Below are 11,357 nucleotides of genomic sequence, written 5' to 3'. Positions count from 1 at the left end.
GGTGCCGGGCCCTCCGGCGTACGTACGGGCGAATCAGCCGAGGTACGCCTCGAAGTCCCAGTACGGGCGGTTGCGCTGGCGCGCGGAGAGCGTGTGCGGGTGCTGGGCGCCGAAGATGCGGGTGAGGCCCAGCAGCGCGTCCGCCTCGACCTTGTCGGCCTCCTCGTGCTCGCGCAGCGCCCGCAGATCGGCAGCGAGCGCGGTCTGGCACGACAGGGTGAGCGGGTGTTCGTCCCCCAGGGCCCGGCGGGACCTGCGCAGTGTGTCCCGGCTCAGCTCCGCCGCGTCCGTGACCCGGCCGTTGAAGTTGCGCCCGCCGGCCGCGTTGAGGGCGCAGCCCAGCACCCAGGGGTGGTCGGCGCCGAGGGTTGCCGTCAGGCCGGCGAGCGCGGATTCGAACATCGACATGGCCTCGCCGCGGTCACCTGATGCCTGCATCACCAGACCGGTGTTGGTGAGCATGCCGGTCGCCACGGGATGGGCGGGACCGAGCAGCGCGCGGTATCCGGCCTCCGCCTCGGCGATCAGATCCCTGGCGTTGCCCAGGTCACCGTGCTCACGCTGGAAGTTCCCGTAGTCGTTGATGAACGACAGCGTGCTGAAGTGGGTCCTGCCGTGCACCTGCTCCAGCTGCTGCATCAGGCTGTCCATCAGCGGCGCGATGTCCTGCTGGAAGCCGCCCTCGCGCCGCCGCGCGAGCGCCAGGTAGGTGCGTGCGGCCAGCGTCTGCGGGTGCAGCGGGCCGAGGACCTGGACATGGAGGCGCACCACCGGCTCCTGCCGGGCCACGCAGTCGCGGTACTGGCCGAGCAGCCGCAGGCCGTGCGCCACCGCGTTCCCGGAGTTGAGAGTGGTGATGTGACGGGCACGCAGGACGGTCTCGCGTCGGCTGAGGGTCTCCAGGTCGAGTTCGTACGCCTCCTTGTAGCGACCCAGCAGACGCAGTCCGACGCCGAGGTTGTGCCGGGCGTTGAGGGAGGTCAGCTCGTTCTCACCGAGCAGCCGTTCCGCGTCCTGGAGGACCTTCGCCTGGAGGTCCAGAGCTTCGCTGTACCGGCCCAGGCGGCGCAGGCTGCTGGCGAGGCTGCCGTTGACGTTGAGTTCGCCGAGTTCGTCGCGCACCTCGGCGGCGAGCAGCCGGTCCCGCAGGGCACGCCCCAGTTCGTACGACTCGCGAAAACTGCCGGAGGCGAGAAGCAGGTTGCACTGCTGGGTGGTCAGATCGAGCATGTGCTGGGCCAGGGGGTCCATGAACGTCGTCCAGGAGCGCCGGATCTTCTCGGCGAGCCGGGTGCCGGCCGTGGACTCCCCGCTGCGGACGCAGTACCGCAGACAGTTCAGTACGGCGGCCTGGACCCTGCTGTTGGAGCTGCTGAGCGCGCCGGACGGTTCCAGGTGGGGCAGAAGTTCGGCGTACCGGGGCCACTGCCTGCTGTCGAGCGGGTTGCCGGGGTCGGCCTCGGCCAGCAGCGTCCGAACGGCCTTGCGGTGAATGTCACGGCGCTCGTCGCTGGTGAGCCGGGACACGATGTCGTGGACGAGCCGGTGCATGTGCACGGACTCCTGGTGCGGGCCCATCTCGGCATTGACCGGGCCGCGGCTCTCCCTGGTGAGCACCGAGTAGTTCACCAGAGTGTCCAGCGCCCGGGTCCAGGCGGGCAGATCGGTGCTCATCCACCGCAGGTCCTCGGGCAGGTCGGCCTGCGGGTAGGCGCGGGCCAGGCCGAGGGGGATGCGGCCGGGGGCGAAGGAGGCGCAGAGGCTGAGGACCTCGACCGCCTGCGGCTGGGTACGCCTGAGCCGGTTGATGAGGATCGACCAGGAAGTGAGCGAGGAGTGCGGGAAGCCGTCCCCGGCGGGCTCCTCCACGGTGGACAGCCTGCCCTCACGGACCATGCGCAGGTACTCGGGAACCTCCATCCGGGACTCGCCCAGCCAGGAGGCGGCCTGCACGAGCGGCAGGGGCACGTCGCCGAATTCGGCGGCGACTTCGTCGGCCTGCTCCGACGTCACGTGCGGGGCGCGGCGCATCAGATAGGCGGTGGACTCGGCGCGGTCGAAACTGGGCACTTCGAGTACGTCGGTGTAGTCGCCCCAGCCCCTGTTCCGGGAGGTCACGATGACGTGTCCGGGGCCGTGCGGCAGCATGACGCTCGCACCGTCGGTGTCGTCCCAGCCGTCGAAGATGACGAGCCAGCGGCCGTACGGTTCGCCGCGCCGCAGCGCCTCGCGGACCGCGCGGATGCGCTCACCGGGTTCGCTGCCGCTGTGCAGGCCCAGTTCGACGGCGAGTTCTCCGAAGCGGTCGCGCTGGATGTTGCGGTCGTCGGAGTTGACCCACCAGATGACGTCGTAGTCGGTGCTGAAGCGGTGGGCGTACTCCGCGGCGAGCTGGGTCTTGCCGATGCCGGACATGCCGAGGAGCGTGCAGGCGGAGTTGCCGCGTTCGGCCTCGGTCAGGCGTTCCTGGAGTTGGGTGAGGAGCTCGTCGCGACCGGTGAAACGGCCGTTGCGGCGGGGCACTTCGCCCCAGATCTCGGGAGGTGTGTTCGGGAAGCGTGAGCCGCCGGCCGCGGGGCGACGGCCGGAGGTGCGCCGGAAGTCGATGCCGAGTCTGCCGAGGAGTCGTTCCTCGGCTTCCTGCTCGCCCGTACTCCACAGGCTGACGGGTTCGAGTACGGCGGTGGCGGGCGGCAGCTGGCGGTTGGTGAGGTTGACGGCGGCGAACCGTTCGGCGTTCTCGGCGACGTACCCCCGCAGGACGTCGTTCCACTCGCCGACGGCTCGGGGCCCCAGCTCGAAGAACCAGTCGTTGAGGACGAGCAGGACGCGCCCGGTGGACAGCAGCAGGTCGGCGAGCGACTCCTCCAGCGGCACCTCGCGGGGCGGGTCCCAGCGCTGGAGCGTGACCCGTTGGCCGTGGGCTTCCAGGCGCTGCCCGATCCAGTTGGCCCAGGGCCGGTGGTAGCCGGGAAAGACCACAAGGAAGTGTTCGGGCCCGTCCTGGCCGCTACGGTCCGCCGCACCGGCCCCGCCCGAGCGCCGCTGATCCACCATCTGCACGTCTCCCTGTCTTACGCTGCCAGTGCCTGTCGACCCATTGTCACGATCTATTGACACAGTGTCACCTGAAGGACTGCCGAGCCGTACCGAGGCTCGCGTGGTGATCTCGCATCCCCTGTGCGAACTCCCTTCCGGCGATGGTCAGTTCATCGGATCCAAGCAGTACGGACAATGCTTGCGCGACCTGTCCGCGGTGCTGCCCGAACTGCTCGGCGGCTCTGCGCCGCCAGCCTGCCGGGATGTCGGCGCCGGTCGCCGCCCGCCGCCACAGATCGGTGAGAGCCAGATGGGCGTACGCACCCTGGAAGACACCGGCCACAGGCCTCGGGTCGGGACGCCAGCCGACCCGGTGCAGTCCCCCGTCACCCGGCCGGTACAGCGGCACACGCTCGTGGAGTGCGGCCAGCTTGGTGTGGTGCGTCTCGTGGACCAGCACCTCGGCCAGTTCATGGTGTCCGGCGGGCAGGGAGATCAGTACGCTGCCGGGCGCCGCCCGCAGCGTCGCGCTCATCGGACGGCGTCCGTCGTACGCGTCCGGGTCTGCGGGGGCGAGCGGCACGACCACCCGCTGCACCGCCAGTATCTCGGCGGCCCGCCCGGGGTCTGTGCCGGCGATCAGCGCGATGGCCTGCTGCCACAGCCGTGCCCAGGTTTCGTGGGCGACTGTGGCCCGGTCCGCGGCGGGCAGGGTTACGGCGCCGATGCCACCGGTGGGGACCCGGTACGGGTCGAGGTCGTCCAGGACGGCGGTGCCTCCGGGCAGCGGGCGCAGCGGCGACCATCCGGGACCGGCGCCGACGGGCCGGTGCGGGCCGGCGTCGCCGCGCCGCAGGAGCAGGGCGCGGCCGCGGCCGCCGGTGATCCGTACGGTCCGGCCGCGCGCGTGCAGTTCGGCCCGGCGGTCGGGGCAGTGGAGGGTGCCCAGGCCCGGGAGGCCGAGCAGACCCGTGGGAGCGTCGAGGGTGAGGCGCAGGTCGCAGCCCGCCCGCAGGGCCGCAGTGGTCGCGATACCGCCGAAGTGGGCCAGCCGCCGGTCGAGGGCCGGCCCTTCGGGGAGGGCCAGGGCCCCGGCCAGCCAGGCGCCCGTCAGCGGATAGTCGACTACGTCGCGGACGGCGGCGGGGTCGCGCCGCTCCGCGTGTTCCAGCAACGCCCAATGGCGGCGGAAGCGTTCCCGTACGGCCGGATCGATGGAGCTCCGTTGCCGTTCGAGGCGCGTCAGCAAGGACTTGAGCAGCAGGAGCCGCCGGGCGTGCAGCGCGTTGCGCAGCGTGACGGTGCAGGCGGGGTCGGGCCTGGTGCGGGCGAGCCAGGTGATGTGGGCGCAGGGTAAGGGAGCCACGGTCACCCGGGCCCCCTCTCGCCGGACCTGGCACCGTGGTGGCGTCCGGTGCCGATTGCCCACCCCACCCATCTGACCGGAAAGTGCCGCAGCTCAGTGGTTTCCCGGGTCGGAAGTCGCCCACCACGCCTCGGTGAGCTCCAGGGACCGCCCGAGCACCTGATCAACCGCCTCGGCAAGTCCCGGATCATCCATGGTGCGCAAAGTCCGCAGGTCGACGTGGGTGAGATCGGGCACGGGGGGCGGCCGTCCGGCGTCCTGGTCCTGGCCGGCAACCACGGTGTTCCTGTGCGACACGCCCGACTCCCTCCTGCCGGCACCCGTCCCGCACGGCCGCAGCGGCTGCCCAGTTCTTCCCGACACCGGTGAAACAGAAACATGTTCGACTGCACTCCGGTCAACCGGCACTCACCTCGGTCAACGGCCACCACGGAGGCGCCAGTTGCCGCCGGTCGGGCTCGGCAAGCCGTTGATCGTCCGCACGGACCGCTCTGCCCCGGGCCGCCTCCGCGAGACGTGTGATCCGCTCCCTGGGTGCCCCCGACTCGCGCCAGTCCACCTCGACGAGTGACGCGATCAACCGCTGCCAGCGTTCGTGCGCCTGCTCGAACGCCCGGCGCGCGGCCCCGGTGCGGCCCATGAACTCCAGTGTGCAGCCCTGTGCGTACACCGCCCGGACCGCCGTGACGGAGCCCGGCCGGTCCCCGTGCGCGGCGTCGGCGTCGCGCTGTGCGTTCTCGTACGCCTGGAGTGCGTCCGACAGCAGCGTCGCGGCGGACAGGTGGGCGAGTTCGAACCTGGTCCGGCCGAGCGTCAGCCACGCCTCGGCCCGCAGTACGCCGTCCGTCAGCCGCTTCGCCGCCTCCTCCAGCAGGTGGCGGCCCTCGTACAGGTCCGGCAGGAAGCCGACCCGCTGGAAGCGGAGCGCCAGCGCGCTGCCGAGGAGCAGGTGCAGTCCGCTGCGGGACGGTGAGCGGGCGGGCATCCCGGCGAGCGCTTCGCGCAGGACGCTCTCCGCCCGGCCCACGGCGTCCTCCCCGGCGGGCCCGTCCTGGGCGGCGGCTCGGCGCAGCAGCGACTCGCCCCATTCGGTGAGCAGTTCGCACCGCTTCGCGCTGTCCGGCGGGGCGGCTCCGGCGGCTGCCTCGTACGCCCGGTCGGCCGCCGGGTGGTCGCCCGCCGCGTCGTGCAGGCGGGCCTGGGCGGTCAGGCAGCGCAGGCGCAGTGCCGGGTCCTCGCCGACGGACTGTTCGGCGCGGGCCAGGGTCTCGGCGGTGCCGGCGTGCGGGGCGCCGGCGGCCCGCAGGGCGTCGGCGAGGTCGAGGAGCGCGGTGCAGCGGATGCTGTCGGGGACGTCTTCGGTGTCCAGCAGGTCACATCCCGTGCGGAGTTCACGTACCGCCTCTTCAGCCCGGTGCCGCGCGAGCAGCAGCCGCCCCCGGCGCAGGTGCAGCACCCTGCGGGACGCCGCCGGCCACGCCGAGGCGTCACCCGCGAGCGCGTCCAGGCCCGCGGCGAGGTGCTGTGCGTCGCGCGTCTCCCGCCACAGGGCGTGGTGCGCGGCGGCGAGTTCGAGGCAGGCCTCGGCCCGGCCCCGGCTGCCTCCGGTCGCGCGGTCGCGCGCTTCGGCGAGGGTGCGGGCCGCGCGCAGGAGCAGTTCGCGCCCCCGCTCGGTGCCGCGCACCGCCGGAGCCGCCGCCTCCGCCAGCAGCACCCGGCCGAGCACCACGCCGGCGCGCACGGCCCCGGTCTCGCTCTCGGGCACCCCGGTGGCGTCCGGGCCGTCGCCGCCGCTCAGCGCGGCCTCCGCGCGTTCGCGGGCGCGGCGGAGCAGGGACGGGTCGCCTCGCGAGTGCCACTGGCCCAGGAGGCGTTCGGCCTCGGCCAGCGGTTCGGGGGTGGTGAGGTCGGGCTGGTAGAAGCGGAGCACCCGTGCGGGGATCTCGGCGAACAGTTCGGGCTCACCGCCGGCTCCCCTTCCGCCGGCCTCGCCGTCTTCCGCGTCCTCTGCGCCGGCACCTCGCTCCCACGGGAGGTCGGGAGCCGCCACGGCGCCGCGTTCGGAGAGCCGGGTCGCGGCGAGCGCCGAGAAGTTGCGGGCGCCCCTGCCGAAGTGGCGTTCCACGTACGAGGAGCAGTGCTTGAGCACGAGCGCGGCCGCGTCCTGGCCGAGCGAGTTCAGCAGCAGTTCCTGCACCCCGTCCGCGTACACGTAGCAGGGCGAGCTGGAGTCCGGTCCCGGCAGCTGCCTGAGCAGCCCGCCGAGCAGCACCTCGGCGAGCTCCATCGGCCCGGTGTCGGGCAGCATCGCGCGCTGTACGAGCTGCATCACGGGCAGGGTGAGGGGCGCCGCCGCGAGGTGGACGGCGAGGCGGACACCGCCGGGTGACGCGTTCGCGCGGAAGGCGCGCAGCAGTTCGTCGGCGCCGCGGTCGGGCGGGAGGGGTGGTGGCGGGGCGGACGCGATGTGGTCCGGGAGGTCGTGGGCGTCGTCGGCCCAGGCCGCCCAGCCGCGCACCGTACTGCCGCCGTGGTCGGACAGCAGCCGCGCCCAGGACGCGAACGCCTCGGGCGTCGGCGGCAGTACGGGCACGGGCCTGGCCGTCGCCTCCACCGGCTCCCACGGCTCCTCGTCGGGGAGGAAGGCCGTCCGGCCGCCGGAGGCCGCCGACCGGACCAGCAGCCCCGGCTCGGCGGGCAGCGCGGTACGGGCCCACAGACGCGGCGGCAGCGGCTGCACGACGGCCAGCGGTGAGCTCCGGGGCCACTGGCTGATGAGCCGCTGCGCGCGGCCCTGCTGCCACAGCGGGCCGACGCAGTCGCTGACGACGAGAGTGAGCCTTCGCCCCATCGGGTCGTGGAACTGGTCGGCGGGGCGCATCCGCGTGTGCCCGCCGGGGCCGGAGGTCGTACCGATGAGGGGGACCTCGCCGTCCCCGGCGTCGTACAGCTGGTGCACCTGCACGTCACGGAAGACCCCGGACTGCTGGCAGGCCTGCCGCAGCTCCTCGACCATCCGCTCCCAGACGGCCATCGCGGGCCCGGTGTCCATGAGCAGCTGGATGTCCAGGCGGGGGCGCTCGGACGGCCGCAGCACCGGGGTGATGGCACCGGACATGGCGCTGCGCTCGGCCGTGGCGTCCTCGTCGAGCCGCCCGTCGGCGGCCGGACGCACGGCGGCGGTGGTGGTGGTGTAGTGGCGCAGGGGGCGCAGGGCACGTTGCAGGCCGAGCAGCCCGGGCAGCGCGGCAGCCGCCGGAGCGCGTACGGGGAAGGCGGCCCCGGCGGAGCTCGCGGAGCCTCCCGCGCCCCGGTTCCGCCGGCCGCCGGGTGCGTAGAGCGATACGGGGCCGGTCGCCGGAGAAGGCCCGGGCACGTCGGCGTCGGCGTCGGGTGCGTCGGAGCCCGCGTCGCCCGCCGCGGGACGGACCGCGCGCCCGCTGTGGCCAGCGTCCCGGTCCGCGTCATGGCCGGTTTCCTGGGCCGGGGCGGTGGCCTCTCCCGGCTCGCGGGGGTCGCCGGACGCGCCCGTCGGCGTACGGCCCGACGGCAGCCACTGAGCCAGCCAGACTGCGTCCGCGACCTCCTCGGCCGTGGGGTCGAGGCCGCCGCTCCTCAGCCTGCCGACGAGTTCCCCCAGGTCCATCCGGCACTCACCTCGGGCGGTCGAGTGGTCGCATGAGCATTTCGGCGATGCGTTCGCGCGTGACGCGTTCCGCGCGCGGGGCGTGCTGGGTGAGGTAGAGGGCGTTGAGCAGCTGGTCGGCAGCGATGATCTCGCCCGGTTCGCGGCCGAGGAACCGCTCGATCAGGTCCCGCCCCTCGATCGCGGCGTCGCTGCCCAGGTGCGCCTCGACCATGGCGGTGAGCTGCTCCTCGCCGGGCGGTTCGAGCTCCAGCTGAATGCAGCGGCGCAGCAGGGCGGCGGGGAAGTCCCGCTCGCCGTTGGAGGTGAGGACGATGAACGGGAAGGTGGTGCAGCGGACGCGGCCCCCGCGCACCGGCACCTTGCGGCCGTCGTCGGTCAGGACGTCGACGACCGGCTCGCGGTCGGCGATGCGCTCCAGCTCGGGGATGGCGAACTCGCCCTCTTCCAGGGCGTTCAGGAGGTCGTTCGGCAGGTCTAGGTCGCTCTTGTCGAGTTCGTCGACGAGCAGCACGCGCGGCTGTTCGGACGGCAGCAGCGCGGTGCCGAGCGGTCCGAGGCGTACGTACGAACCAATGGCCGAGGGCGATGAGTGTCCTGGGGCAGCCGCCCCGGTCCCGCCCTGTGCCCGCTCCAGCTGTACGTCCTGGAGGCGGCCGATGGCGTCGTAGCGGTAGAGCCCGTCCTGGAGGGTGGACCGGCTGACGATCGGCCAGCGCAGAACGCGCCCGAGGCCGAGTTCGTGCGCGACGGCCTGAGCGAGAGTGGATTTTCCGGTACCCGGGTTGCCGGTCACGAGCAGCGGCCGGCGCAGATACAGGGCCGCGTTGACCGCGTCGACCTCGGCGGGTCTGGGGTGGTGGTTCTCCACCAGCCGACGCTGTACGCCGAGCCTGCGGGCGGCGCTCGGGTCGGTGGCGTCGGGGCCCTCCGTGCCGCCGGGGTCCGGGCCCACTGCGGCGAAATCACGCCAGGGAGGCGGGCCGGGTAACCGCCGCACTCCGTCGTGCGGCAGTCCCGCGCCGCGATAGATCCGCCAGTCTGTCACTGAGTTTCACCTCGCGGGTAGGTGGTCCGGGGGCTGACGTTACCGTTCAAGTACCGGTCTGCCGACCCTGATTCAGGTCCGGTTCCCAGGATGTGGCCAGGCATTCGAGGCACGTTTCCACGCACCTTTCCAGGCGCCTTTCCACGCACGCCCTGACGGGCCGTCATGCGCTCGGCCCGGAGAGCTTCGGCGGCGCGTGAAGGGGCACACCGTCGTACGGCGGACGGTCGGGCGGATCGAAGAGTACGGCGACGGAGGCGGCCCAGGCCGCTTCCGACACCATGTCGGGTGTCGCGTCGGGATCCATCGAGATGATGCGCAGGGAACGTATGTGCCGGTGCAGGCCGTCCACGCCGTCGGCGCGCGCCAGCAGCTCGTCGGCGCGTACGTGGAACTCACGGCAGTCGCTGTGGTCCTGGCCGCCCCGGCGCCACAGCGCGAGCGGGTGCCCGGCGGCGATGGCGGCAGCCATGGCATCGAGTCCGTCACCACTGCCGACCGGCCCGCAGTACACGGGCACTGTGCCGTTCCCGGCGTCGGACAGCCTGGCGTACGTGGCCCTGCGGGACTCCCGGCGGGCACCGGGCCCGTGCCCGGACGCGGGGACCTCGCCGCGCAGCGGTACGACGGTGAGCGGCCCGCGGACGGCGGCCTGCCAGCGGCGGCGCCATTCGGGGCTCGCCGGGCGGTCCCGGCGCCTGCGGTCCCTTATGACGACGATGCGGCGCTCCCCCAGCGCCATGCTGTGCTCGTCGAAGAGGTCGTCCTCGGGCGAGAGCCGCCAGGTGTCGAGCGGTTCGTCGAACAGTTCGCGCGGCAACAGTGCCTCGACCGCCGCGAGATGCTCCCCGCTGTCACCGCGGCGCAGGGCGTCGGCGAGCGGTTCGCGCAAGGTCTCCCGCAGGTCGGCGCGGCGCACACCGCGGTCGTCGCCGGACAGCGGGCTGACGGTGCGCCCGTCGTAGAGGAGCTTCACGCGCCACGGGTAGCGGTCGCCGTAGTGGACCGGGTCGATCTCGACGAGCACGTCGGCGCGGGCATGGCCGGACGGCCTTTCCCGTACGGAGTGGAACGCGAACTCCGGGGCAGGGGAGGCCGCTTCACCGAAATCCAGCACCTGCGCGATCTCCTCGCGGATCGCCTGGTGCGCGGACTCGCCCTGCGTGGTGATCCACTCGCCCAGCTCGCCCAGCTCGCCGAGAGCGGCCCGCTGGGGACCGTCCGCCCTGGCCCGGCTCCGGCCCTGCTCGGCAAGGTGCCTGACGACCTTGGCGGCGTACAGCAGCACCGCGTCGACGTCGAGATCGTGACCGCCGTCCCGGCCGCGCAGATCGTGCAGCAGGCCGACGCCGTCGCGCCAGGTGCGCGGGTCGTGCTCGATGGGTGACTGGTAATCCCTGTGCAGGACACGGCGTTTGACGTCGTCCACGAGGACCATGACCTCGCCCGGCCCGGTGGGCGGCGGCAGTTCGGCGAACCGGCCGAAGAGGTGGGCGCGCGCGGCGGGCAGGAACCCGGGGGCGCCCTTGCGGAGGTCGGCCTGGGCCTTGGTCCAGCCGCCACCGGCGGCCGAGGTGCTGCGGAAGCGGCGCAGGTGGTGCCGGTCGTGCTCGCGCAGGACGGTGTGGAGGATTCCGCCGCCCCGCAGATCGTGCAGCTCGCGCAGGGCAGTGATGGGTACGGCGGCCCCTTCGTGCTCCCCGCGCCCCTTGTTCATGCCGATGACGGCGCCGTGCTTCAGATCGACGACGGGGCCGCCCGAGCAGCCCTCCACGGGCAGACTGCCCCGCAGCAGCAGCGCCTTTCCGTCGGTGGCGTGGGCCTGGCCGACGCCGTGCCGTATGCCCAGGTCGCCGGTCTCCCTGGACCAGCCGTGCAGGCTTACGTCGGCGGGGATGTCCAGGGGCCGCTCGCTGAGCCAGACGCAGGCGGCGTCCTGCGCGTCCGGAACGCGTACCAGGGCGATGTCGGGGAACTCCCAGCGGTACGGGGGCTCGTCGGGGTCGGCGGGCCGCGGCTTGGCGAGGACCACCTCACCCGTGGTCACACCGCCCTGCCAGGTGATGCCGAGCGCACGCTCTCCCCTCCACACGGCGGCCTCCCCCTTTCCCACGACATGTGCGCAGGTCAGCACCCAGCCGGGGGCGATGAAGAATCCGCTGCCCCAGTAGTGGGTGCCGTGCGGGTCATACCCGGCTCCGGGCGCGGCAATGCGTACGAGAGAGGGGCGCACGATCTCGTCGAAGGCGTTCATGACG

The 11,357-nt window shown here is 73.1% G+C and carries 6 protein-coding genes; all 6 read right to left on the bottom strand.

Translation table 11 applies throughout. The features are described from left to right. Positions 1-33: 33 nt before the first annotated feature. The gene (gene fxsT, locus J7E96_RS22790; protein WP_215133522.1) at positions 34-3,057 is read right to left on the bottom strand and encodes an FxSxx-COOH system tetratricopeptide repeat protein; all 3,024 of its coding nucleotides are present in this window, start codon (positions 3,055-3,057) and stop codon (positions 34-36) included. Between the two features lie 67 nt (positions 3,058-3,124). Then, positions 3,125-4,405: an HEXXH motif-containing putative peptide modification protein gene (locus tag J7E96_RS22785; RefSeq protein ID WP_308296089.1), complete on the bottom strand. Its 1,281-nt coding sequence runs from the start codon at positions 4,403-4,405 to the stop codon at positions 3,125-3,127. A gap of 93 nt (positions 4,406-4,498) precedes the next feature. Next, positions 4,499-4,702 carry an FxSxx-COOH cyclophane-containing RiPP peptide gene (gene fxsA, locus J7E96_RS38265; RefSeq protein ID WP_215133520.1) on the bottom strand — a complete coding sequence of 68 codons (204 nt, stop codon included), beginning with the start codon at positions 4,700-4,702 and terminating at the stop codon, positions 4,499-4,501. A gap of 100 nt (positions 4,703-4,802) precedes the next feature. Further along, the gene (locus tag J7E96_RS22775; protein WP_215133519.1) at positions 4,803-8,051 is read right to left on the bottom strand and encodes an SAV_2336 N-terminal domain-related protein; all 3,249 of its coding nucleotides are present in this window, start codon (positions 8,049-8,051) and stop codon (positions 4,803-4,805) included. A 7-nt stretch (positions 8,052-8,058) separates the two neighbouring features. Then, positions 8,059-9,099, bottom strand: coding sequence for a MoxR family ATPase (locus J7E96_RS22770; RefSeq protein ID WP_215133518.1), 1,041 nt, complete (start codon positions 9,097-9,099; stop codon positions 8,059-8,061). 163 nt (positions 9,100-9,262) lie between these two features. Then, positions 9,263-11,353 (bottom strand): trypsin-like peptidase domain-containing protein, encoded by a 2,091-nt coding sequence (locus tag J7E96_RS22765; RefSeq protein ID WP_215133517.1) that lies wholly within the window; start codon positions 11,351-11,353, stop codon positions 9,263-9,265. Positions 11,354-11,357 lie beyond the last annotated feature (4 nt).

Origin of the sequence: Streptomyces sp. ISL-96 (assembly GCF_018614035.1) — a bacterium.
GTDB lineage: Bacteria > Actinomycetota > Actinomycetes > Streptomycetales > Streptomycetaceae > Streptomyces.
This window is presented reverse-complemented; position numbering and strand designations above follow the sequence as displayed.

Coding starts and splice junctions, on each gene's coding strand:
- J7E96_RS22775 (WP_215133519.1), bottom strand. CDS start 8,051: ATGGACCTGGGGGAACTCGTCGGCAGGCTGAGGAGCGGCGGCCTCGAC.
- fxsT (WP_215133522.1), bottom strand. CDS start 3,057: ATGGTGGATCAGCGGCGCTCGGGCGGGGCCGGTGCGGCGGACCGTAGC.
- J7E96_RS22765 (WP_215133517.1), bottom strand. CDS start 11,353: ATGAACGCCTTCGACGAGATCGTGCGCCCCTCTCTCGTACGCATTGCC.